This is a genomic window from Candidatus Borrarchaeum sp. (genome assembly GCF_019058535.1).
Classification (GTDB): Archaea; Asgardarchaeota; Sifarchaeia; order Borrarchaeales; family Borrarchaeaceae; genus Borrarchaeum; species Borrarchaeum weybense.
The window spans coordinates 1-21,258 of record NZ_JAHPYX010000049.1 but is presented as its reverse complement, the minus strand read 5'-3'; the positions used below and the strand labels follow the sequence as shown (position 1 = coordinate 21,258).

General features: G+C 36.3%; 32 protein-coding genes. 12 read left to right on the top strand and 20 right to left on the bottom strand.

Features of this window, described 5'->3' with window-relative positions; all coding sequences use genetic code 11:
* From QVB70_RS02860 to QVB70_RS02830, 7 genes are all read right to left on the bottom strand, one after another.
* On the bottom strand, nt 1-199 hold a 199-nt coding region (locus tag QVB70_RS02860), incomplete at its 3' end, for a hypothetical protein (protein ID WP_287583172.1).
* The gene (locus QVB70_RS02855) at nt 192-491 is read right to left on the bottom strand and encodes a hypothetical protein (protein ID WP_287583169.1); all 300 of its coding nucleotides are present in this window, start codon (nt 489-491) and stop codon (nt 192-194) included. The genes QVB70_RS02860 and QVB70_RS02855, both read right to left, overlap by 8 nt.
* A complete protein-coding gene (locus QVB70_RS02850) occupies nt 460-633 on the bottom strand; it encodes a hypothetical protein (protein WP_287583167.1) in 174 nt (57 codons plus the stop codon). The genes QVB70_RS02855 and QVB70_RS02850 overlap by 32 nt, the downstream gene beginning before the upstream one ends.
* 220 nt (nt 634-853) lie before the next feature.
* Nucleotides 854-1,081 carry a hypothetical protein gene (locus tag QVB70_RS02845; protein WP_287583165.1) on the bottom strand — a complete coding sequence of 76 codons (228 nt, stop codon included), beginning with the start codon at nt 1,079-1,081 and terminating at the stop codon, nt 854-856.
* A 3-nt stretch (nt 1,082-1,084) separates the two neighbouring features.
* A complete protein-coding gene (locus QVB70_RS02840) occupies nt 1,085-1,324 on the bottom strand; it encodes a hypothetical protein (RefSeq protein ID WP_287583163.1) in 240 nt (79 codons plus the stop codon).
* Between the two features lie 11 nt (nt 1,325-1,335).
* The gene (locus tag QVB70_RS02835) at nt 1,336-1,599 is read right to left on the bottom strand and encodes a hypothetical protein (RefSeq protein WP_287583161.1); all 264 of its coding nucleotides are present in this window, start codon (nt 1,597-1,599) and stop codon (nt 1,336-1,338) included.
* A gap of 5 nt (nt 1,600-1,604) precedes the next feature.
* On the bottom strand, nt 1,605-1,796 hold the full coding sequence (locus QVB70_RS02830) for a hypothetical protein (protein ID WP_287583159.1): 192 nt from the start codon (nt 1,794-1,796) through the stop codon (nt 1,605-1,607).
* A 114-nt stretch (nt 1,797-1,910) separates the two neighbouring features.
* On the opposite strand from QVB70_RS02830, the gene QVB70_RS02825 reads away from it, so the two are divergent.
* Nucleotides 1,911-2,096: a hypothetical protein gene (locus QVB70_RS02825; protein ID WP_287583158.1), complete on the top strand. Its 186-nt coding sequence runs from the start codon at nt 1,911-1,913 to the stop codon at nt 2,094-2,096.
* A 52-nt stretch (nt 2,097-2,148) separates the two neighbouring features.
* The gene (locus QVB70_RS02820; protein WP_287583156.1) at nt 2,149-2,316 is read left to right on the top strand and encodes a hypothetical protein; all 168 of its coding nucleotides are present in this window, start codon (nt 2,149-2,151) and stop codon (nt 2,314-2,316) included.
* A 183-nt stretch (nt 2,317-2,499) separates the two neighbouring features.
* On the opposite strand, the gene QVB70_RS02815 is transcribed toward QVB70_RS02820, so the two are convergent.
* The 9 genes from QVB70_RS02815 to QVB70_RS02775 all read right to left on the bottom strand — a co-directional run bounded on the left by QVB70_RS02815 (nt 2,500) and on the right by QVB70_RS02775 (nt 7,567).
* Entirely contained in the window at nt 2,500-2,679 is a 180-nt protein-coding gene (locus tag QVB70_RS02815; RefSeq protein WP_287583155.1) for a hypothetical protein, read from the bottom strand.
* 587 nt (nt 2,680-3,266) lie between these two features.
* Nucleotides 3,267-3,551 (bottom strand): hypothetical protein, encoded by a 285-nt coding sequence (locus QVB70_RS02810; RefSeq protein WP_287583153.1) that lies wholly within the window; start codon nt 3,549-3,551, stop codon nt 3,267-3,269.
* A gap of 112 nt (nt 3,552-3,663) precedes the next feature.
* Nucleotides 3,664-3,909 carry a histone-like protein gene (locus tag QVB70_RS02805; protein WP_287583150.1) on the bottom strand — a complete coding sequence of 82 codons (246 nt, stop codon included), beginning with the start codon at nt 3,907-3,909 and terminating at the stop codon, nt 3,664-3,666.
* A gap of 456 nt (nt 3,910-4,365) precedes the next feature.
* Nucleotides 4,366-4,635: a hypothetical protein gene (locus QVB70_RS02800; RefSeq protein ID WP_287583148.1), complete on the bottom strand. Its 270-nt coding sequence runs from the start codon at nt 4,633-4,635 to the stop codon at nt 4,366-4,368.
* 132 nt (nt 4,636-4,767) lie between these two features.
* Nucleotides 4,768-5,379 (bottom strand): HemK2/MTQ2 family protein methyltransferase, encoded by a 612-nt coding sequence (locus QVB70_RS02795; protein ID WP_287583177.1) that lies wholly within the window; start codon nt 5,377-5,379, stop codon nt 4,768-4,770.
* Nucleotides 5,380-5,395: 16 nt separating this feature from the next.
* Nucleotides 5,396-6,241, bottom strand: a complete 846-nt coding sequence (rsmA, locus tag QVB70_RS02790) for a 16S rRNA (adenine(1518)-N(6)/adenine(1519)-N(6))-dimethyltransferase RsmA (protein ID WP_287583147.1) — start codon at nt 6,239-6,241, stop codon at nt 5,396-5,398.
* The gene (locus tag QVB70_RS02785; protein WP_287583145.1) at nt 6,238-6,840 is read right to left on the bottom strand and encodes a DUF655 domain-containing protein; all 603 of its coding nucleotides are present in this window, start codon (nt 6,838-6,840) and stop codon (nt 6,238-6,240) included. Before QVB70_RS02785 ends, rsmA begins: the two co-directional genes overlap by 4 nt.
* A gap of 69 nt (nt 6,841-6,909) precedes the next feature.
* On the bottom strand, nt 6,910-7,245 hold the full coding sequence (locus QVB70_RS02780; RefSeq protein WP_287583144.1) for an RNA polymerase Rpb4 family protein: 336 nt from the start codon (nt 7,243-7,245) through the stop codon (nt 6,910-6,912).
* Between the two features lie 19 nt (nt 7,246-7,264).
* Nucleotides 7,265-7,567, bottom strand: a complete 303-nt coding sequence (locus QVB70_RS02775) for a 50S ribosomal protein L21e (protein WP_287583142.1) — start codon at nt 7,565-7,567, stop codon at nt 7,265-7,267.
* Between the two features lie 228 nt (nt 7,568-7,795).
* On the opposite strand from QVB70_RS02775, the gene QVB70_RS02770 reads away from it, so the two are divergent.
* The 4 genes from QVB70_RS02770 (at nt 7,796) to QVB70_RS02755 (ending at nt 10,868) form a co-directional block, all read left to right on the top strand.
* Entirely contained in the window at nt 7,796-8,548 is a 753-nt protein-coding gene (locus tag QVB70_RS02770) for an ABC transporter ATP-binding protein (protein ID WP_287583140.1), read from the top strand.
* A 12-nt stretch (nt 8,549-8,560) separates the two neighbouring features.
* The gene (locus QVB70_RS02765; protein WP_287583138.1) at nt 8,561-9,787 is read left to right on the top strand and encodes a SufD family Fe-S cluster assembly protein; all 1,227 of its coding nucleotides are present in this window, start codon (nt 8,561-8,563) and stop codon (nt 9,785-9,787) included.
* Nucleotides 9,788-10,333: 546 nt separating this feature from the next.
* Nucleotides 10,334-10,552: a ferredoxin family protein gene (locus QVB70_RS02760; RefSeq protein WP_287583136.1), complete on the top strand. Its 219-nt coding sequence runs from the start codon at nt 10,334-10,336 to the stop codon at nt 10,550-10,552.
* A 103-nt stretch (nt 10,553-10,655) separates the two neighbouring features.
* Nucleotides 10,656-10,868: a 4Fe-4S binding protein gene (locus tag QVB70_RS02755; RefSeq protein WP_287583134.1), complete on the top strand. Its 213-nt coding sequence runs from the start codon at nt 10,656-10,658 to the stop codon at nt 10,866-10,868.
* 157 nt (nt 10,869-11,025) lie between these two features.
* Here QVB70_RS02755 and QVB70_RS02750 read toward each other — a convergent pair whose 3' ends face one another.
* A complete protein-coding gene (locus QVB70_RS02750) occupies nt 11,026-13,446 on the bottom strand; it encodes a VWA domain-containing protein (protein ID WP_287583132.1) in 2,421 nt (806 codons plus the stop codon).
* A gap of 9 nt (nt 13,447-13,455) precedes the next feature.
* The gene (locus QVB70_RS02745; protein ID WP_287583130.1) at nt 13,456-14,505 is read right to left on the bottom strand and encodes a MoxR family ATPase; all 1,050 of its coding nucleotides are present in this window, start codon (nt 14,503-14,505) and stop codon (nt 13,456-13,458) included.
* Nucleotides 14,506-14,789: 284 nt separating this feature from the next.
* Here QVB70_RS02745 and QVB70_RS02740 point away from each other — a divergent pair, with 284 nt between their 5' ends.
* Nucleotides 14,790-15,290 (top strand): hypothetical protein, encoded by a 501-nt coding sequence (locus QVB70_RS02740; RefSeq protein ID WP_287583128.1) that lies wholly within the window; start codon nt 14,790-14,792, stop codon nt 15,288-15,290.
* Nucleotides 15,291-15,363: 73 nt separating this feature from the next.
* Here the strand turns inward: QVB70_RS02740 and fae are convergent, their stop codons facing one another.
* The gene (gene fae, locus QVB70_RS02735) at nt 15,364-16,875 is read right to left on the bottom strand and encodes a formaldehyde-activating enzyme (protein WP_287583126.1); all 1,512 of its coding nucleotides are present in this window, start codon (nt 16,873-16,875) and stop codon (nt 15,364-15,366) included.
* A 117-nt stretch (nt 16,876-16,992) separates the two neighbouring features.
* Between fae and QVB70_RS02730 the strand changes: the two genes are divergently transcribed.
* From QVB70_RS02730 to QVB70_RS02715, 4 genes are all read left to right on the top strand, one after another.
* Complete coding sequence (locus QVB70_RS02730; RefSeq protein WP_287583124.1) at nt 16,993-17,562, top strand: hypothetical protein; 570 nt, start codon at nt 16,993-16,995, stop codon at nt 17,560-17,562.
* Nucleotides 17,563-17,853: 291 nt separating this feature from the next.
* Nucleotides 17,854-18,261 carry a hypothetical protein gene (locus QVB70_RS02725; RefSeq protein WP_287583122.1) on the top strand — a complete coding sequence of 136 codons (408 nt, stop codon included), beginning with the start codon at nt 17,854-17,856 and terminating at the stop codon, nt 18,259-18,261.
* Nucleotides 18,262-18,398: 137 nt separating this feature from the next.
* Entirely contained in the window at nt 18,399-18,983 is a 585-nt protein-coding gene (gene rbr, locus QVB70_RS02720) for a rubrerythrin (RefSeq protein WP_287583120.1), read from the top strand.
* Between the two features lie 252 nt (nt 18,984-19,235).
* Entirely contained in the window at nt 19,236-20,096 is an 861-nt protein-coding gene (locus QVB70_RS02715; protein WP_287583118.1) for a hypothetical protein, read from the top strand.
* A 189-nt stretch (nt 20,097-20,285) separates the two neighbouring features.
* Here QVB70_RS02715 and QVB70_RS02710 read toward each other — a convergent pair whose 3' ends face one another.
* Nucleotides 20,286-20,795 (bottom strand): ferritin, encoded by a 510-nt coding sequence (locus QVB70_RS02710; RefSeq protein ID WP_287583116.1) that lies wholly within the window; start codon nt 20,793-20,795, stop codon nt 20,286-20,288.
* Nucleotides 20,796-20,982: 187 nt separating this feature from the next.
* Between QVB70_RS02710 and QVB70_RS02705 the strand changes: the two genes are divergently transcribed.
* A partial coding sequence (locus QVB70_RS02705; RefSeq protein ID WP_342766538.1) for a 50S ribosomal protein L16 occupies nt 20,983-21,258 on the top strand: 276 nt, incomplete at its 3' end.

Genomic DNA, 21,258 nt, shown 5'->3' with positions numbered 1-21,258 from the left:
GTGCTGAGTTTGCAATATTACGTGTACTTTTCAACGAACCAAGTTCAGCACTTACCGTAGTACCTCGAATCATTGAAAACTGTAATGGCGCATTAAAATAATAGACAACTAAACCAAGAATAAATAAAATACCGATATGCTTTACTTTGATCTTAGAACTTCCGAATTTGAAGACTACTTTATTCCAAAAACTACCCATTAAGATCCCCTCTTGTATGTATCCCTAGTTTCGTTAATGTGAAATTACCCAACATAAACGACGAAAAAGCAATAAGAACGGCAACTAGAAGCGCTATGATAATTTGACCAAAATAATACGTCCAAATGGGATAATTAATAGTTGTATGCAACCAAAAATGTAGCCACCATTCGTAAAAGATCATTACATCCAAGATCAAGTACAGCAGGATGAAACTAAGTGCGTAACTTGCAAATACTACTCCTTGGAGTAGTTTGTTTCTAGTATAGTTCTCCATTATCCCCCGTCCCATTATCCTTTCTCTTTTTCTTAATAAATCTCCTAATACCAAACTCTATTAAATCGCCATCCTCAACTTCAAGTTGATCTATAATTGCTTTTGGAACAGTAACTCTATTACCAGAGATCAATTGCCGTGTAAGTATGATTTCCATTAAGACACACTCAAAAATATATATTTTTTGACAAAACTATGAAGATTATATATTCTTCATAGTTCTACGTCTAATGTATATAAAGTTATCTTTTTTCTAATAGCCGTTAAACCAAAACTCGACAATTCTAGGAGCGATAAGATAGAAAGCCCAAAATAGCAGAGTTTGCTCAAGACCTTGGGATCATGATTCTACAAAAAGAAAAAAGAAAAAAAGAGAGTTAAACTTTGGTTTCGATTTCTTCAGACAATTTATTCGCATATTGAATCTTTAGAAACTCTTCTATTGCGCCGATATCCCTTTTAAGATTATCACAGATTCCACCTTCAACTTTGTGTTTGATTAGTTCCATATATTCAATGAATAATCTATGATCATCAGTTTGTTTTGCTGCATCAAGGAAGAACATAAGACATTTATGAAAACCGTCTTGAAACATACTCGACATTTTTTATTCCTCCGTGGAAACTTCAATATGCATTTGGCTATCTAGTTGTGCTAGTGATTCGTTAAATTGTTCACACATTGGTAGGTCCAATTTAAAGCACAAGTCAAGATATTTTGACTTTTCTAGTGTGTTCTTGCAGTGTTCTAAGTACATTAGTGTTTTTAATGCCTCTTTCTTGAACTGTTTTATCGTATGGATCGAAAATAAGAGCCCATCCATAAACCCTTGTTTGTATCCTGGCATTTCATCCCCTCCTATTGCTCAAGTGATCCATTACTTCTATGTGTCTCTAAGTTTTCAATGATATCTTCGAATTCATCATTAACTACACCTATCAGATCGCACAAACTAAATTGCACGACTCTTTCTTCTGATGCTTCAGGATCTACCAAACTTACTTTTTTGGCTAATGCACATTTCAAACAACTTATGGTAGCGTTGCCTCCACACGGAAAGTTTTGATAGCGTTCAAGTGCGTTATTTAATTCCTTTACCACGCTTTCAGACATTACACCCATGTGTTTCACACTCTCCCTGCGATTCTATCTTTAGCATCAAGATATTGTAGAGTATATTTCTCCCGAATGCATTGTAATGTGTCTATCATATTTTTGTCACCAGATACAATTTTACCTTGTTTAAAAAGCACTTGTACTGTAACTAGCGCATTCTCTAGATGAACTAATTCTTTATCTGTCAATTCGATTGTAGCCATGTTGTTTCTCACCTTTTGTTTTTCAATATTGTATATTGTTTGTTGTATATTGTATCAGCAATAATGCTTATTAATATTCCCATTCAATAATGTATATTGAATACTGGTGATCAAATGCTAGACGAAGTAAAAGCAGCACTTAAGGTGTGTGAACCGCAAACCCCCACCGAAATAGCCAAAAAAATCAATCGAGATAGACGCACCGTTCAAACGCGATTATTACAATTAGCCCTAGACGAGAAAAACGGTATTCTCTATAAGAAAATTGGCCCATACTATTTGTTTTGGTTAAAACCGTAATGAGTTAGGTATTACATTTTTTTGTAGATATACTTTAACGGAGGTGAGTGAGTTGGAAAAAACGAAGGAGATTGTAAACTTGTTAGGTAGGCAAAATAGATTGTTGGAAAAACAAACCAGATTATTAGAACTACTACTTCAAATACAAGTGGAACTACACCGTAAATCAATTGCAGGTATTGGAGCCAAGCTACATGAAATAATGAAAGAGCGAACATGAATCAAAGGTAGGTTTAATTCAAAAGTTAGGCACTACAATTTTTGAAAATTGCGTTTAAGTTGCATTTCACGACATTGGACGGTTAGCGACTGCAGTCGCTATGCGTTAAAGGATATAATTCTCCAAGAAAATATAGCGATTCCTCGATACCCAATTTTTTGGGGATCGGACAAATGTAAAGGGTTATAACTTTTGGACAGTTGTCCATTTGTTATTAGTCTCTCTAATTGCCTGAAATGGTCGATTCACGTAGCTCAGCCACACATTGTATAATTGAAGCGATTCTGGAGGATTATCAATTTCGGAAAATTTTCCATTTTTGATAATCTTATCTAATCTAACAGAAACTACCCTTTCGCGCATCTCCCTTACTTCCAATTATATTGGAACCAAGACTGATTTTTTCCATCATACAACTTTAAGTTGTATCAACAAGCATCATTCAAAATAATTTTGAATGACCTTATAAGGCCATACAAAGTATTTTTGGATATTCCCCTTTAGTGAGGGATTAATCACCAATTTGGAGATAAATTCAGGTTTTCCACTTTCAAAGTGGAATACTTTTATTATGATACCAAAAAAAATAGTTGAATTTCACGTTCGACAAAACTAAAATACTTGATTCTTTTCATGAAGTCTCTTTTTTTGCTAAAATGCTATAGCCAAAACAATACGATTTGAAAGTGATTCCAAGGTTCGGAGTATTACCCATTTTTCGCCGACATGTACGGCGAATTTTTTGAGAAAAATATCTAATCGCTTGGTTTTTTTTTGGTGTCATTCTCCTATAAGTTGATAGCAAGAACGAAACGCAGATTTAATAAAAAGCAGTTTTGATATTCTGAATTAAGATCACCAAAAAAGCATATGTGGTGCTTTCCTTGAAGTTAGCACCAGGATTTTTTGAATTTTACAAGTAGTAATGTTGATACATGAATCAAGATTGTTTATTTTCGCAAATGGTTATTTACGTCATTTATCGCTCTTTTTCTGATATCTTCCTCTAAACTACAGAGATCATATTCAGAGTACAGAGTATTTACCGCTGCGATGCCAGAAGGCTTCATTTTGTATTTGTTTAATATCTTTTTGAGTTCATTTATGTTGTAGTTAGTGGGGTCTGCTAAATCCAATTCTATTCCATTAAATCCAAAAGTGGAAATTTCTTCAATTGTATCAGATATTTCTTTACCTTCAAAAAGCCACCAGCGATTTATACTTAATTTTTTCATGTTTTATCCTCTTAGGAGAAAATCAATATAAAACAAGGACATAACTTTAAAGTAAATTTTTTAAAAATAATAAAAAAAAAGGAATAAGGTCTGGATTGAAGTAACAAAGTTATTACATCGTGAAAGCCTTGGCAACATCAGCGCCAGTGACCTTCTTCCGTTTAGAAAGTTTTACAAGCTCAAGGGCATTTTTGCTGACCTTTTTAATTGTGGTCTCCAAATGCTCCACAACTGCCATAATAGCATCTTTAGCTACAAGGTCCGCTCCAGCATCTTTCATAAGTTCTCTTACTGGGGCAAGGGCTAATCGTGTCTTGCTAGCTGCTCTTTTCGGTGCAGCTTTTTTCTTTTTTGCCAAATATTTGACCTCCTATAGGTACCCCCAATTCTGTAAAATCAAGATATTATATAATCTCTGTACTAAACATTTAACGTCATTACGTCTATATAAATCCTTCTCTCCTTTAATGCTCAAATCAGTTTCATTACTCGGAGATATAGAACTAATTCGTGCTCATGACTAACTAATGATATGTATAAGACTTATCTCTTAAAACTCATTGTCAATATTATCGTTGTAATTTTCAAAAATAACGATTTTATCACCGTTTTTCCAATTAAAATTAATCTCTTCACATATAGAGTTCTATATCTCACTGATCATTTAATACTAAAAAAGAAGAATAGATTCCTCTTAACTAAATTAGCAAAAATTAGAAAAAGTATAAACTTAGTTTCTTAATTACCCTTTATTAAAAGAAACATTATGGGATTAAGAACTGTTTTCTTGGTTTAATTTTGAAGTAGATAACTTTTAGAACATATCAAGGAATTCCTGAGGTTCTTCCGCTTCATCTATCGTCTTAATGACAGGTAAGCCTCCAGCCTCTTTATCTAATTTCTCAGATAACCGTGCAGCATTGAATCTTTGGCGAGTACTGGCTTTCCTACCAATCCAAATCCAAATTTTCTTGTTTTCACTATCGTCTAGCACGAAAACCTCATTAGAAGCGTTCATTAAAGTTGTATTTTGATAAGGTGCGATTTCCAAATCTTCATCTACCACTTTATAGAGTTTTGCCATCTGCTCCACCTAATGTTGTATTTACTTGTCTTTCAGATATAAAAGATTTCAGACATGACTCTCTTTTGCGATGCACGTCCATTTTACCTATCTACACAAAATAATTTAAAGACCACATTTTAATTGATGTTATTAACGAACTTTCGTTATCTTTAATAGAATTAACTTTTCAAAGAAAAAGGCACGCTCTGATAGTCTTTCAAAGGAATATGTACCCTCCCATCTTTTAAAATCAATATTTGATAATGTAGAAATAATCAGTAGGATGCGCCCATTTTCCTTAAGATATGAATTCGATTCTAGAAGAAATCTCTGAATTATATCAGAACCTATTCCTTGAGCCCAAGCAAGTGAAATCCAATCTTGTTTTTTTTGATCGGGTAGTGGGAGAGGAAGGTAAGGTGGATTAAAAATTATTAGATTGAAATACTCTTTTTTAAGAAATGGCTGAAATAAATCACCATGAATAAATTCTATTCTTTCATTTACGTTGTTTAGTTTTGCGTTTTTCACTGCGTTTTTTACTGCAATAGGGTTAATATCTGTCGCAATAACCCGCACATCGTCCTTTAAAGTAGTTGCTGTGATAGCTTGGATTCCACAGCCAGTTCCTAAGTCAAGGATTATATCTTTTGAGCGAATTTCGTGCTTTAAATAGTCTGCCAATAACAATGAATCATCTGCAGGCTCATATACTTCATTAAAAATTTGAAAGACAAGGTTATTGAATTTAAATGTCTTTATCTTGGATGTTCCTCCTTTACGCTGCTGTTTTTATCGTTCCCTGGAGGTGGTTGGTTAAAAGACCGATTTCTTCTGGTGACATCTGCCTGACCCTCTTTTCAAGAAATGGAAGTTCTTGGGTCAATTCTTGAAGAATTTGCTTTCTTGATGTAGATGTCTCTTGTTTATCCAAATATATCGCAAGCATTGTTTTTATTTTTCTGTTTTTTCGACCGAAAAGGGCACGAACAACGTCATAAAAAAGATTTTCATTGTCTACACGAAAATGGGGGGGATGTGGTGTGATTTTTACAAGTGCAGAATCTACTTTAGGTGACGGATAAAACGCAGTTCGCGAAATGTTTTCAAGGATTTTGGTATGTGCTCGATAATAGGCTGTTACGGAAAGCCGACTGTATTCACGAGAACCAGGTTTTGCGACTAGTCTTTCAGCAAAGTCAATTTGGTAGGTTATTATCCCATATTCAAAATCATAAGTAAGTAATTTGAATGTCAAAGGTGAAGAAATTGAGTAAGGGATATTTGAAACAACTTTTGTGAAGGGAGGTATATCTATCTGTAGGATGTCAGCGTGAATAATCGTAATGTTATCATATTTCGCACATTGTTCCGTTAAAATTTCTAAAAGGCGTGAATCTTTTTCAACGGCTATTATTTCTTTTGCATAGTCTGCTAAGCGTCTTGTTAATGTCCCAATGCCTGCACCGATCTCTAAGACGGTGTCCGATCTTTTTAAACTGGCGTAAGCAATTTGTTTATCAAGCACATTTGAATTTACAAGAAAATTTTGGCCCATTCGTTTTCTTAGCTTGATATTATATTTATTCAAAGTTTTCTGAGTCTCAGTCAAGAGATTTGTCATCTATTATCCTCCCTGATGGGAGGTCGTGCGAAAAGATAGTGTTTTTCATTTCTCTCAAGTTCTAACAAGATGCGTTTCTCGATTACTTTTTTTGGATGGATGCGTGTCCGTTCCTCAATATCTGTAAATGATTTAAACGGCCCTTTTTTTCGCTCATTTAAGGTATCAATAACAAGTTTTTTCCCTACGCCAGGTAAAAGTTCGAGTTGGTGCCTTCGAGTAGTTATAGGGCGTGCATTGTTGAAAAACTTAACGAAACGAGTTTCTTGCATTGTCACAATTTTTTCAATTGCAAACGGTAGTTCTCTTTTTGCAGTTGTGGTTAATTCTTCGTCATTTATACGCCGCTTGACATGTAAAATTTTGTCGCCTTTCCGTTTTACACGTGGATTGATGTTTAAACGATCATGTAAGTTGATAAGGGCATCTTTTGTGGTTGTGAGTTCTAATAAAGTGAAACGCTTCTCACCAACCACTTGAACCAGGGGTTCTTGTAAATATGCAGGTTTCTTACCCAGTCGACCAAGAGGCAAAAAATCGAGTACCACCACATATTCTTCATATTCCTTTTTATTGCGACTTGTGATTTGATCTCGCATATACTTACCCCTGGAAAAATTAAAAGTTCAAAATAGAAAAAAGCTAATTAGAAAACATAAACGTTCCATTTATCTGTATTTATCAATAATTCCAAGCATTTTTTCCATATCACTCGATAAAACAACTTTGTGTTTTTCAGTTACAAACACTTTTAATTCAGGAATTGATGTAGGCATAGCATTGACTATCTGAACGGCCATATTTTCATCTACAAAATCAAATTTGGATACTAAATCACTCACAAGCTTACGTGCATTGTCTTTATCAGCCGCAGCAAATTTCATAGTATAATCGAGAGTAACTCTTTGTATATAGCCAAGTTCGTCATCCTCTCCACGTTTTGTGAGAATTTCTTTAACTTCTGGAAGTGTAAGAAGTTTTTCTTCCATAATTTTTTTCGGCATCTAATTTACCTCTCGATTATTATCTCATAATTGATTTACTAGGAGATATATGCTCTGGAAGAGTGATAAGCGTCTTCTCCCTCTTTTTGTCTTTAATCCGGATCAAGTATGCGCGTCCTCTTTTACCAATTACAACTCCTGTCTTCCCAATAAACCTTCGATGAGGTAAACCTTTATGTATGGCTGGTTCTGGATCTACGTCTACATAGTCTCCGATTTCATAGTTTGTTGTCATCTTTGATAAAGGAGGCATTCCTCGATTTCTCGGGTGTTTCTTTAGGCACTTTCTCGTCCTTGCTCTATAGCCCTTTGAAGATCTCATTAGTTCACAACCTTTTACAAGTTAAATTCTTTTGTTCAATTGATTTGCGATTATATCTTGAAGCTTTCTAATTATTAAAATCTAAGAATATAAATTTTCTTCTTAGTGAAAGTCTCTATTTTTTCAACGCCACAAACTACCGATTACCTAGCATGTGAAAACATTCAAATATCTATCCATTGATTGTCATTTTCAAAGTCCATAAGTTTTCAAAGGTGACTTTGAGATATGCTTCAAATTGAGAACTTAACTGTTTCAATAGATGACAAAGAAGTCTTACACTCAATCAACTTGGAGATAAAAGAGGGCGAAATTCATGCACTATTTGGTCCAAATGGCTCTGGAAAGACCTCATTACTTATGACAATAATGGGCTTTCCCGATTATAATGTGACTACTGGCCGGATTGTATTTCGAGGGGAAAATATCACTCATCTAACTATAGACGAAAGAGCAAAACGAGGGATTGGATATATGTTTCAGCGCCCTCCAACTATTAAAGGACTGAAAATGAAACAACTTGTGGAATTATGTGCAAAGAATAAACCTTTTAATGTGAAAGGGTGTGCAGAAAAACTAAATCTAGAAACTTTTTTAGAGCGAGATATAAATCAAGGATTTTCAGGAGGAGAAATTAAACGTGCTGAACTTTTACAGTTATTAGCACAAAATCCAAATCTTTTGCTTCTAGATGAGCCTACTTCTGGAGTCGATCTTGAAAATATTGCACTTATTGGCAGTATTATAAATGATTTATTCTGCGCAGATTTAAATTGTGAAAACAGAAGAACCCAACCATCTCCAAAAGCTGGCTTAATCATCACACATACGGGGTATATTTTAGATTATGTTAAAGCGGATATTGGACATGTTATGTGTAATGGGAATTTAGGATGCAGTGGTACTCCATCAGTCATTCTTGCGAATGTTAGGAAGATGGGTTACGAAGAGTGCGTTGCTTGCTTAATGAAAAGTTCTTAAAAGTGATAACGCATGACAGATTTTGATGAAATAAAGAAGAAAGCTATTTCTTCAAAGAGTAAAAAAGCTTCATTAGGTAAAGATCTTGATTTAGATAAATATTCTATGAACCCCTCACCGCATTCCTATTATGACGATCTCACTGTGTTTTCTAAGGAAGAACAAAAGACTTTGCGCATGTCAGGTGTCGAACCTGATGCACATAATCGTGCAGGCACTTTTGTTATGATGGATAACTCAGTCGTTCATAGTTCGGTTTCCCAGGATGGAATCGAGATTCTAAACACGGGTAACGCATTAAAAAAACATTCTTGGTTAAAAGATTACTGGTGGAAGGCGGTAGCCGTAGATACTGATAAATATACTGCATATACAGAATTAGAAGGAAAACATCTAGGCTATTTCATACGTGTGTTGCCTGGAATAAAAACGATTCAACCACTTCAATCATGCCTGTATATGTCACAGGATAACATTGCTCAGAATGTTCATAACATTATCATCGTTGAAGAGGGAGCACAGTTAGACATAATTACAGGTTGCTCGGTCAGTCATCGTGTTCAACGAGGAGCGCATATCGGTGTAAGTGAATTCTATGTAAAACGAAATGCAAAACTGAGTTTTACTATGATTCATAATTGGGCACCTGAAATCGCAGTCCGACCTAGAACTGGGATTAATGTTGAAGATGGTGGCATTTTTCTTAACAATTATGTGTCTATGCAACCTGTTCGATCACTTCAGGCATATCCTACAACTAAACTATGTGGTCGTAATGCAACAGCGCGTTTTCATAGTATATTACTGGCTCCACCACATTCCGAACTCGATACAGGTGCTCGTGTCTATCTGTTAGGCCAAGGATCCCGAGCTGAAATAATATCACGCGCTATTACTACCGGTGGAAACATATGGGCTCGTGGGCACATAATAGGTAATGCACCTGGAGTTAAAGGTCATTTGGAATGTGAAGGGCTCATATTAAAAGAAGGGGGATTCATTCGCGCGGTACCTGAGCTAGAGGGAGTCAACCCAGATGTAGAGTTATCTCATGAAGCTGCAGTTGGAAAAATTGCAAAAGAATCGATTATGTACTTACAAGCGCGAGGTCTTACCGAAGAAGAGGCCACAACTACAATTGTCAGCGGTTTTTTGGACGTAAAAATCGAAGGACTTCCGTCAGAGTTACAATCAGAGTTAGACAAGGTTATAGCTGCTAGTAGAGAGTCTATGTTATAATAAAAGATGTTATCTTTAACAATTATAATTTAAACATGAATTAGTTCAAAAAATAAATGAGGAAATTATTTCAGAACACGTAAGACTGTTCTATGTTTCAGTAAAAATACATCTAATCTCTCAAATAATCTCATTAGTATATCAATGAATAATGTGGTGATTCGCAATGTATTTCCTCCGAAAAATTGCTCAAACAACCATTATTATTCTTATTTATAATATTTTCTTTTTATGAAATAATTGATTATAATCAACTAAAACAACGCGCGCTAATAAAAAATCTGCTATCAGGTTTATATTTAGTTGCAGCTAAGTAAGATTTCTCAGTTTTCATCGCAATTAGATTTTTCATAATTCCTTTTTACGAACTTTATTAACCGATTTGAGATTTTCCGTAATATCCAACCCTAAAAAACTACCTACGTGACGTAAATCATATTGCAAACAAGAACAAATTAGTTTGATTAGCAAGTGTGCATATTTAGATATTTATTTAAATTATGAGATTTTATATTTGATCGCAGTTTAAAAATGTGGGTGACAATTATGCCTGAATGGAAAAATTATGAACTTGATTTTACGATTACAATCGATTACGAGAAATGCCACGCGTGTTTACCATGTGTTGAAAATTGCCCTACAAACGTTTTAGAGATAGACGAAGAAATAGAAAAAGCAGTACCAATACGCCTTGATGACTGTACAGAATGTTGTGCATGTGTTTTAGTTTGTCCTGAGGACGCAATCACACACAGTAGCTGCTGATGCTAATCAAAATAAAGTATATGAGTCCAAATTCGAAAATTATTTAAAGCAAATGATATCACTTGCCCAATTAAATCCATAAAAAATGATTTAGGTGATATTAATGCCAACTTGGCACTCAGACGAATTAGATATTGACATCACTGTAGACTATGATAAATGCACAGGCGTTGGAGACTGTGTCGATATGTGTCCTGTGGAAATGTTCAAAGTAGTGGATGGAAAAGCAGTGGTAGAAAAAATCGATGAATGTACAGAGTGTTGTGCTTGCGTCACAGCATGTCCAAACGAAGCTATCGAACACAGTTCTTGTTAGAGAATCAGTCTCTTACACTGCCTAATCCTTTTTTTTAATTTAATTATTTTTTAGAATAATGTCAAGAATTTCTATACTTTTTCAATCGAAATTTAAAGATATACTTGGTTCTCTAAACCTTTGTTAACTTCTCTTGTTATGAAAGACCATCTATAACTTATGTTGGGACGATATAGTAAAAGTACACACTCTCGACTGTAACCTTTTCTACGATTTTTTCGTTTTCTAACTCTCTCAGTTCTTTTGCAATGCATTCCGTTTTGACTCCAAAGATCTTACTAAGACTACTTACTGCGGCTACTCCTTCTTTCGCCAAAATAGATAAGATCATCGCTCTAAGCGGTTTCTCAGCAGCAGTACCAATCCCCTTTGGCAATTTTTTCGAGATCTTTCTTACAAATTCATGTTCAGTCAATAGTGTTTGTGGCAATTCCTCTTCTCCAACACGAAAGAGACGACCATGTCCTATCTTTGTGATTTTTCGTAGGAATTCAGGTTCTGCTGAAGCCTCTTCAGTGCAAATACAAATTGCTGAGATTGTTATCTTTTTTCTAATGATCTCTACAGCTTCTTTTAGTGCGAATTCTTCCGGATTTGGTTGAGGTGCCGTAGGTACCCCATCTGATATCAAAATCAAATGCTTCGTTGCAGACGTAGACCCTTCTCTCATCATCATAAAACGTGCAATCCTCAATGCCTCACCAATATTCGTTTCATCCCCCCTGTTCAAGACGAACAGATCTAGGATCTTTTTTGTGAGAATGTTCGGATCGTCTGTTAAACGAAGTTCTTTCTTACCTTTATTACTGAATGAAACAATTCCCATGCGATCCCCGTATTTTGAACTCATTAATGCTAAGGCTGACGCTGCTTTTTTAGCATGTAAGAGTTTATTTCCTTCAAGCATTGTACCACTTATATCCAAAAGTAAAATTATTTCAACGCGCGTGCGAGGTTCTCTCTGAAAGGCCATTATATCTTCTCGTTCGACTGTCGAGCGCCCTGCTCTAATGGTATTCTTAATAGTTTCTTTGATAGAAACATCTCTGTATCTGTCGCCGGTTCGAAATTTTCTAGTACCTACAATTTTTCCGGATCCTGAAAATGCCTTCTTGCCAACAGGGTGAGCCCCTTCACTCAAAGATGGTGCGTAGCCCCATACCCTTGGAAATAATTCTTCCAAAAATACTTGTGCTGCTTTTGTGCTTAAAACCCAGCCTGGAAATGTAGTTTCTAGAACTTTCATTTCTCCAAGTTTTTCAAATAATTGTTCGAGCGCTTTAAGTTTGAGTTTCTTAATGAGTTGTTTTCCGGTTTCTCTCTCTATATCTCGTCTCAATTCATCTGGCATTACTTTGAATCCAAACTCTGTTCTTTCAGTCTTAAATATCTGCTCTAATAACTTTTCATGAGTTTTTGAAAGAGTTAGATCTGGCCTGTTTTCTATTCGCGCTAAGATTATGTCGTAATGACCATAGCGTAAGAGTTTCTGTATCTCTTTTTCAGTCATCAGTTCTCTTATGATCTTTCGAATCTCATCTTCTTTGATGAGTTGTTCTTCCAATGTTGCTGTTGCTGTTCTTTCAAAAATATCCAAAATAACATCATTTGGCGTCAGTGATCTCTCGACTGTTGGCTTTAACCTTATTCTATGCGGTAATGTGATCATAGCCGATTTTAAAATGTCTTGAGGTGTAACAGAATTCTCTTCATTCATCAAGGAAAAGGCCTCTAATAACTCAAAAAATCTGATTCCTCCTCTCGTGCTTACGCCCCTTAAGATGTCTTCATGTGCTCGGGTGTTTCTTAGAAGCGCCATAGCCAGCAGATATTCTTTGGAAAACATCTTTTCTCGTGGAATGTTCACTTCTTTTGCAACGATTTCTTTTTCCTTATCATCATCTTTGATATATTCCAACCGAATAACATCAAATCGATCAAGAAGATCTTGGGGTAGTACATCTACTGCATGATAAGCTCCTGTTGCAATTATTATTAGATCCAGTGCAGGGATTTTCTCGTCAAAATGGCCAATTTCGATTTGATCTCCACCTTCCATAGCTACCAATAATGTATTGATCACACGCTCTTGCATTCTATCAATGAAGTCAAGTATGAGGACCCCATTATTCGCCCTTAGTACCTTTCCTGGACTGAAGGATCTGATGTCGTGTGTGCCCCACTTCAACGCCATTTCTGGGTCAATATCGCCTATAATATCTTCGGGAACTAATTCAGGGCTGCCCTGTATTCGTGTTATCCTTTCTTCGCCAGAAATCTCTATCGTTTCTTGGCATTCTTTTTCACACCAAGGGCATTGTGACTCTGGTGTGTTGCGTATTATACATTCTTTTAGAATTCTAAGAGGAGGCAGAATCTTTGCGACACTTAGGGCTAGTTTCGTCTTACCACTGCCTGGGGGTCCTAAAATAAGAATATGGTGTCCTGAGATCAAACTGCTCAAGAAACTGTGTTTGATTGGTTCTTCAAGGACGACTCCCTCAAATAGTCTATCGATAGCCTCAGGATCATTCATTATGATATCTTTCAATTCTGACTGAACTGATGAAACTGCCAAAATTATCGCCTATTGATTAACATCTCTTTTAGTAATTTCTCTGACTATGGTCGTAATAAGAAGGGTTGGATCATCATAATATGCAGATTCCGGAGATGGTCTGATTCTCTTTGCCATCACTGAAGCAGCCATTCTTTCAATATCTTCAAGTGAGACGACTTTTCTTCCTTTGAGCAAAGCCGACGCCTGAGCCTTTTCATATAATCCAATACTGGCTCTTACACTTCCCCCTTGAATTAAATCTTTGTGATCTCTAGTACTTCGAACTATTTCAATCAGTGTATCCAGCATCTTTGATGGTACTTGTACTTCATCAAATTTCTTTGCGTTTTTTAGTATAATTTCTCTTTCTTCCTCAGTACTGGCAGGATAATCCATTTTAACCATGTCAAATCTATCAAGTAAAACATCTGAAAGTTCTTCCACACCAGCATGTTCTGCCGGGTTCATCGTTGCAATCATAATAAAATTACTAGGATAAGCTAAATCATAGGGGCCGATAGTGGCGATACCTTCCTCTAATACTTGTAATAAAGCGTTTTGAAGTTTTTCTGGAATCCTGTTAAGTTCATCAAAAAAGACGACGCCGTGATTTCCTTTGAGGAGTTTTCCTGGAGTAAATGCTCGATAGTCCGAGGGCGAGAACTTAAATGCTTTTGAGATATCAATATCTCCCAATAAATCGGCAGCTGTTAGATCTGGACTTCCCTGAATTCTTATAAACCGTTCGCTCCCTTCCGTCATAACAGTTTCGAGTTCCTCTCCTGTGATCGCTTTTTCCTTACATGAAGGGCATACAGGTTCCGCAGGATCACAGTGATATGGGCAATCTTCTATAACTTCTAACGGAGGTAATAGTTTTGCAATTTCTTTTGCTAAGGTTGTTTTTCCAATTCCTGGAGGACCTTCAATCAACACATGATGACCTGCAATAAGTGATGCAAGAATTCCTTCCTTGGCCTCATCTTGTCCTATGATTTTTTTGAGAGAATCTTCCTTATTTTTTATTTTCTCAAGAATGACCTTCTTTAAATCGACGCGTACGCTTTTAATTGGCATGATTAGTAGCTCCTTTCCACAATTGCATTCGCATAACTGAAATAGAATTTGTTTTTAAAAAGAATTTTTATTAAGGCACCGCAGTGTTTGGTTAAATCTTTAGACCCTAAAATTATAGTTGATTTTGAATTTTGCTGTCTTGAGAAGACAAAAGCAAAGAAATACCACACAAATTGAAGCAATCGATAAATTTGCTGATAAACGCAAAAATAAATGCTTTTAAACTACTTCGACAATATCAAAAAAAGCTGTCAACAAATCCGGTATTATGAGGTGTAGTGATCTTGGCACAATATCTAAAAAAGGCATTGGCTTCTGAAAAGATAACTGTTTCTTACAAAGATGTAGATTATGAGATTAATCTTAATAAAGGAAAAGATAACTCTGTCTCTGGAGTTTTCAAGAAGAGAGGTTCTTCAGAAATAACCAAAAAAGAAGTTGATCAAATTTTTGAAAAATCAATTCGCTGGTTTAAATTTAGTAATGCTCTGGGATCGGTCATAAGCGAATTCACGAAATACCTCCCGATGGCCCCAGGCTTCACACCGAAGGATACAAGATTAGCATATGATACTGAGGACCCTAAAGATAATGCTGTTTTATTTACAATCCGCTATGAGGATAAAGAAAAAAATTTGGAGATTCGAGATGTGCAAAATTTTATAGGGATGATCAATAAGGCTGAAAGTGCAGATTATCTGATGAAAGAAGCTACTAAATTCTTAGGCTCAAAAATAACTGATATTGTGGATATACTGAAATTCCTGAAAGGCATCATGTCCTAAAACTAGTGGACAAAAATAAAAGAAGAGTGATTGAACCAAGACTGCTATGAAGTGTTTCTTGATTTTTCATTCTTTAGGGCTCATGCCTAAATGGATGCCGCGACATTTCTGCGCTTTCCATTAGTTCATCAAGAGTAGGATATTTTTCAAGGGCCCGCCTTATTGCCTGTTTTGCAGCTTTGTAATTGTTGATATACACGCGATGTCTTGCCACAGCTGTCGGGTGAACGAATATATTCGTTATAATGCAGAGTTTATCAACTAACTCCTCCGGAATAAGACCCTCTTTGACTGATTCAGTTACAGCTCTCGCTACTGCCGATTGTGCAGGACCATAAATCATTTGTGCTTTTCTTAAATCGGTGACCGTTACCGTGGGTATGATTAGGGTCTCTGGTCGAACTTTTTCATTGGGTTGAGTTACAGCTAGCAAACCTTCGATACCTTCTTTCTTTTCAAGACCACTAAATACCTTTGCAAAGGCTTCTCCGACAGGACCATCCTTTAATCCTATCAATAGATCTATATGTGCTACCTCTGCCCCGCCTCCAAATAATGCCTCGCCGACGAGCATCTTGAAGTCGGTAATTTGTTTCCCAGCGATTCCAATTATCTCGAAGCGTTCCTCAAGCGGTTTTTCTGGTGTTGGTTCGAGTTTTTCATAGGTTGGGCGTGTTGCCTTTCCGATTTTTTCAAGTTCAAATCTCAATTCTTCCCGTAATTCGTAACTGATTGAGCCTCCGATCTCTAAAGGCAATGCTGGTTTTCCTACTTTCACTCCAATCATGTTAAGGGCGGCTTTTGTTCCTGCGGCACCTGTAGCCGTGATAATCCTAGTGATCTTATGGATTTCCATCTCTTTCTTACGGGCATCTTCAATTTTACCCTCTAGCACTAGATCTCTTATCTGAACCCAATAATCTCCCAAAAAGTTGGCAGATGCTAAAATCGTTCCATCGATTCCACAACAGAATGCTGGAAACGCAATTTCATCCCACCCGTTCATGATCCTAAAATCGGGATCTACAGGTCCCTTCACTCGTTCAAGTAACTCCTGCTGGTATTTTATATCACCGCTTGAATCTTTAAGCCCTACAATATTCTTGTATTCTACTATAAGATCTTCGACAACCGTTCGTGGTATCCAACTTCCTGTTAGTACTGGAATTTGGTACATGACAATTGGAATGTCAACGGCTTCTGCTAATGCTGCGAAATGCATATACATTCCACGGTTCGTTGGTTTCATATAAAACGGGGAAACTACAATAACTCCGTCGGCGCCTATATCTGCAGCAGCTTTTGACAATTTTATTGTTCTACTTGTTCCAGAAGTACCAGTTCCCGCTAGCACAGGTCCACTGGCTTCTTCAACAGCAATTCTTAAAACTTGAAGGTGTTGTTCCCACGTCAGTGAGCTGAATTCACCTGTGGATCCTGCTGGTACAATACCAGTTACACCTAGATCATCAAACACATACCGGATTACATTTCTAAATGCTTCTTCATCAATTTCTCCTTCTTTAGTAAAGGGTGTCACTATGGCAGGGTATACGCCATCGGGTCTATAGCTACTTTTGGCCATTATATTTCACCAACCAAATCATTGCATTTTTGTGCCTTTATACTATTTCTATGTCGCGCGCGAAGTAAACATAGGTTTTTATAAAGGTATACGAAAGTATACCATAGGTGCACTTTGATGGTGAGACGTGACGCCGATTCAAAAGAAAAATATAAACAAGAAATTGTTTCGCGCTTGATGGATCACAAAAAACAGTTATTCTCTGAATTAAATCGTTCCTTTAGCAAAGGACGTTTTAAAGTGACTAAAAAAACATTGAGCAAATATTTAAAAGAATTAATTAAGGAACAGAGAGTAGAGAAGGTCGGTGCCTTTTACACATATACAGAATCTGGAGAGGAGTGTTGGGGGCGAAGTTTAATCAGCCAAAGGTTAGAAGAATTAAACAGAACTGATTTAGATCATATGTTTCATTTCCAGAATTATCTTTTAGAAAATAAGGAAAAAATTGATGCGGTTCATTTTTCGGAACTATTGCCTCTTTTCGAAGACTTAGTAGAACATGAAGATTTATTCATATACACACGTCATTTTTTCGATATTTTAGTTGATCTTAAAGAAAAAATAACATCACAAGTTGATAAAGAGCTTGCCTTTCACCTCTATTATTATTCTTCAAGGCTTATGTTCGTTTATATTAATGCTATGAAGGAAGGCATTGAAAAAGCACTTAGGAAGGAAAAATAACAAGAGATTAGGAGCATTTAGCGGCGTATTTATGCGAAAACGAAAAAATGAATTTCAGTAATATGATAAAACTTATTGCCTTAAAATGGTATATAATCTACATTTGAAGTACATTAGTAGTGTATTAAACTCCATCGTAATTACAATGATGTTTTATTTACCATAATATTTATATGGTCGATCGGCATTTTATTATAAAAACGATAAAAATGCGCGCATGTATTCTTAAATAAAGTTGCGTATATAAGCAAAAATGAAAAATTGGTAATACGAAGCTATGATGTGTTAACAATGGAAACATCAGTTATTTGCGACATCTGTGGAAAGACCTGCAAAAATGAAAGGGGTCTTAGCATTCATAAAGGTCATATGCATAAAAGAGAAAACAATGGTCTGCTTAAAAAAGAGTCTCCTCAAAATTTAATAGACATCAATTTAGTTACTCAAGAAGATATTGTAGCAGAACTTCATTCACTACGTCAGTTGATTATCGATTTAGGCCAATTACTTCGACAAATGAAATATGATAATCATGTGAAATGGGAACCACTTTCTGAGTCCATCCCTATGGAATTGAGTTCCTCGATGGATAGTCCAACTGTCGGATCACCACCCGGCATGAATTATGGATACAACCACAGTGATTTAATGGATGAACTGAGATCCGTGTTAAAAGAACGTGTGCTTGTATCTGCCTGATTTTTTTTCAAATAGTAAAAATACACAGCTAAAGTTGCGTTTATACCGCTAAAGTTGCGTTTATAATAGTAATTACTCCTAATACCAATTCACTACATAATAGAAGCAACTTTCTTCTTTTACGTGGAGGAAAAACCATGAAAAATACTATTGAGAGTCTAACAAAAGCATTTATTGGAGAGAGCCAAGCAAGAAACCGATACACCATGTACAGTAAGGTTGCAAGAAAAGAAGGTTTTATCCAGATATCTCAGCTTTTCATAGTTACTGCGGAGAACGAAAAAGAACACGCAGAACAATTGTGGGAATGGATCCAAAAATTAAAAGGAATGAGCTCTGAGGATTGGGGAGAAATCAATGTTCCAGCAGCAGCACCAACTGCTTTTGGCACAACCGCTGACAACCTAAAAGGTGCAATCGCTGGAGAAAATTATGAATACACAGAGATGTATCCTGAATTTGCAAAAATCGCAGAGAGCGAGGGATATCCAGATCTCGCTGAACAGTTAAGATCAATTGGACTCGCAGAAAAGCATCATCGTGACAGATATACAGCGCTTCTAAAAAACGTCGAGGCAGGTACAGTCTTTAAAAAAGCTACTCCAGTAGATTGGGTCTGTTTAGAATGTGGTTACGTCCATAATGGAACTGAGCCACCAGAAGAATGTCCATCTTGCGGTCATGAGAGAAATTATTACGCAGTCTTATGCGAAAAGTTCTAAGTCTGAAGCAATTAATAGGTGCTGCGGTCAGTATATAACCCTCCCACTTTCCTTTTTTATAGTTAATGAAGAAACTCTTTTTTGTTGTAACGTTAGATGTATTACGTTTTTTAATTGTGAATTAGGGTAACAAATTAAAAAATCTGTTTTTATTTGATTTCGTGATCCAAAATTAACATTTATAACTGCGAATGTTTCACTTCTTTTCTATATTCTTACAGTCTTTAGAAACAATCTTCGGAGGTTTCGAATTTGGCAAGCACACGAATTGAACCAGAAGAAAAAGATGTGGAAATTGGTTATTTTGCCGGAACAGGCAATTATGATCCTGATATCTTTGAAGACGCGAAAGAGATAAAGATTTACACCCCTTACGGTGCTCCCAGTGACCTTGTTCTTGTAGGTTGGATTAAAGGCAAAAAAGTTGCGTTTATACCGCGCCATGGAAGACATCATACAATCCCCCCATTCCGTGTAAACTATCGTGCAAACGTTTGGGCAATGAAAGAACTGGGCGTGAAAAGGATTATTTCTCCTGCAGCGGTGGGATCATTACAGCCCGATTTTATCAAACCTTATGAATTCGTAGTTAGTGACCAGTTTTTTGATCGAACTACAATACGTCGACCTTTGTCATTCTATGAAGGAGGACTAACAGGACATGTACCATTTTCAGATCCAACTTGTGATGAATTGAGACGTGTAATTCTCGATACTGCACGTGAACTTTGGCCAAATAATGAAGTTGTTGTCCATCCTACTCCAGAAGAGGAAAAAGAGAAAAAAATGTTCACATATGTCTGTATGGAAGGGCCACGTTTCTCCACTCGTGCAGAATCGTTGTTTTACAAGTCACAAGGATGGTCTTGTGTCGGCATGACTGCATTTTCTGAGGCTTGCTTGTGTCGAGAAGCAGAAATATGTTTTGCAAGTATTGCCCTGATAACAGATACAGATGTCTATGGTGTGCTTCCGGTCACTGCAGAACGAGTCGCTCAATCTATGAAAGAAAACGTCAAAAATGTAAATAAACTCCTATTTGAGGTTATTCCAAGAATCCCTACGGATAAAGAATGCTCTTGTAACACCGTGTTAGATTACTCACTCTATTGATACCGCTGATGAATACGCATCCACCGGCCTATAATTTTTTTAGCCTTATATTCTGCTTTTTTCTTTTCTAATTTTCTAATATGATGAACAAAAAAATCTGAGTGAACTGTAAATCATAAAAAAAAGAAAAAAATTATTAGGAGACTTGCGATAGGTTTCCTTAAGTATGATTAGACCAAAGGAATTAATTTAATCCTCTTCCTTTGCTGCCGCTTTTTTAGCGAATTCAATGTCTAACATCAGTAAAGCAGTGCCAGAATCACCCGCAAGTTTCACTTGATTATAAACCTTCTCAGCACCCTCTTCTTCTTCTACCTGTTCATCAATAAACCATTGTAGAAAAACTTCTGTAGCATAATCATTCTCTGATTTTGCCATAGTAACTAAGTTGTTTATCATACCAGTTACTTTTCGTTCATGTTCTACAACTTCTTCCGCAACGTGTAAAGGTGAATTCCAATCAGTTTGAGGCTGCTCTATTGTTTGGAGAGTAACTCTTCCTCCTCGTTCGACGATATGCTTGAAGATCTTCATTGCATGTTCTTGTTCTTCCGCTGCATGTACGGTCCAGTATTTCGCAAATCCAGGTAGGTTTTTCTCGTAGAAGTATGTTGCCATTGAGAGGTAATAATACCCGCTCCATAATTCCCATTTTACTTGATCATTTAGGGAGTCTCTCATGGTGTCACTAAGTGTCATTTCTTTCACCACAACAAATTTTAGTTTAAATACAAAAAATATCAATTCTAGAAATAATTGTACTAATATATTGTGAATTCAATCTTTAAAACAACCGTTTAGTGCAATTCGATGACGTGTTATACCTCTCACCACTCTTCCGATAAAGTTAAAAAACAACCATTTTACTGTACTTCACGCTACTAGAATTCAAAGAAGGTGTATTACTATTCCAGAAAGACCAGCGAAATGTTATCGTAACCTCAAGAAAAAAGCGTACACAAGAAAAAAGTACATGCGCGGCATCCCTGGTCCAAAAATTACAATTTATGACATGGGATTGAGGACAGGTGGCATTGAACAGTTTCCTTTAAAAGTTTCATTGATTGCAGAAGAATCATGTCAAATTCGCCACAGCGCTTTAGAAGCAGCAAGACAAACTGTAAATAGATATCTCACAAAGACAATCGGAAGACAAGGATAT

Excerpts from the sequence above, each read along its gene's own strand:
- QVB70_RS02855 (WP_287583169.1), bottom strand. The coding sequence starts at position 491 with ATGGGACGGGGGATAATGGAGAACTATACTAGAAACAAACTACTCCAA.
- QVB70_RS02850 (WP_287583167.1), bottom strand. The coding sequence starts at position 633 with ATGGAAATCATACTTACACGGCAATTGATCTCTGGTAATAGAGTTACT.
- QVB70_RS02845 (WP_287583165.1), bottom strand. The coding sequence starts at position 1,081 with ATGTCGAGTATGTTTCAAGACGGTTTTCATAAATGTCTTATGTTCTTC.
- QVB70_RS02840 (WP_287583163.1), bottom strand. The coding sequence starts at position 1,324 with ATGCCAGGATACAAACAAGGGTTTATGGATGGGCTCTTATTTTCGATC.
- QVB70_RS02835 (WP_287583161.1), bottom strand. The coding sequence starts at position 1,599 with ATGGGTGTAATGTCTGAAAGCGTGGTAAAGGAATTAAATAACGCACTT.
- QVB70_RS02830 (WP_287583159.1), bottom strand. The coding sequence starts at position 1,796 with ATGGCTACAATCGAATTGACAGATAAAGAATTAGTTCATCTAGAGAAT.
- QVB70_RS02825 (WP_287583158.1), top strand. The coding sequence starts at position 1,911 with ATGCTAGACGAAGTAAAAGCAGCACTTAAGGTGTGTGAACCGCAAACC.
- QVB70_RS02815 (WP_287583155.1), bottom strand. The coding sequence starts at position 2,679 with ATGCGCGAAAGGGTAGTTTCTGTTAGATTAGATAAGATTATCAAAAAT.
- QVB70_RS02810 (WP_287583153.1), bottom strand. The coding sequence starts at position 3,551 with ATGAAAAAATTAAGTATAAATCGCTGGTGGCTTTTTGAAGGTAAAGAA.
- QVB70_RS02800 (WP_287583148.1), bottom strand. The coding sequence starts at position 4,635 with ATGGCAAAACTCTATAAAGTGGTAGATGAAGATTTGGAAATCGCACCT.
- rsmA (WP_287583147.1), bottom strand. The coding sequence starts at position 6,241 with ATGACAAATCTCTTGACTGAGACTCAGAAAACTTTGAATAAATATAAT.
- QVB70_RS02785 (WP_287583145.1), bottom strand. The coding sequence starts at position 6,840 with ATGCGAGATCAAATCACAAGTCGCAATAAAAAGGAATATGAAGAATAT.
- QVB70_RS02780 (WP_287583144.1), bottom strand. The coding sequence starts at position 7,245 with ATGCCGAAAAAAATTATGGAAGAAAAACTTCTTACACTTCCAGAAGTT.
- QVB70_RS02775 (WP_287583142.1), bottom strand. The coding sequence starts at position 7,567 with ATGAGATCTTCAAAGGGCTATAGAGCAAGGACGAGAAAGTGCCTAAAG.
- QVB70_RS02770 (WP_287583140.1), top strand. The coding sequence starts at position 7,796 with ATGCTTCAAATTGAGAACTTAACTGTTTCAATAGATGACAAAGAAGTC.
- QVB70_RS02765 (WP_287583138.1), top strand. The coding sequence starts at position 8,561 with ATGACAGATTTTGATGAAATAAAGAAGAAAGCTATTTCTTCAAAGAGT.
- QVB70_RS02760 (WP_287583136.1), top strand. The coding sequence starts at position 10,334 with ATGCCTGAATGGAAAAATTATGAACTTGATTTTACGATTACAATCGAT.
- QVB70_RS02755 (WP_287583134.1), top strand. The coding sequence starts at position 10,656 with ATGCCAACTTGGCACTCAGACGAATTAGATATTGACATCACTGTAGAC.
- QVB70_RS02745 (WP_287583130.1), bottom strand. The coding sequence starts at position 14,505 with ATGCCAATTAAAAGCGTACGCGTCGATTTAAAGAAGGTCATTCTTGAG.
- fae (WP_287583126.1), bottom strand. The coding sequence starts at position 16,875 with ATGGCCAAAAGTAGCTATAGACCCGATGGCGTATACCCTGCCATAGTG.
- QVB70_RS02730 (WP_287583124.1), top strand. The coding sequence starts at position 16,993 with ATGGTGAGACGTGACGCCGATTCAAAAGAAAAATATAAACAAGAAATT.
- QVB70_RS02725 (WP_287583122.1), top strand. The coding sequence starts at position 17,854 with ATGGAAACATCAGTTATTTGCGACATCTGTGGAAAGACCTGCAAAAAT.
- rbr (WP_287583120.1), top strand. The coding sequence starts at position 18,399 with ATGAAAAATACTATTGAGAGTCTAACAAAAGCATTTATTGGAGAGAGC.
- QVB70_RS02710 (WP_287583116.1), bottom strand. The coding sequence starts at position 20,795 with ATGACACTTAGTGACACCATGAGAGACTCCCTAAATGATCAAGTAAAA.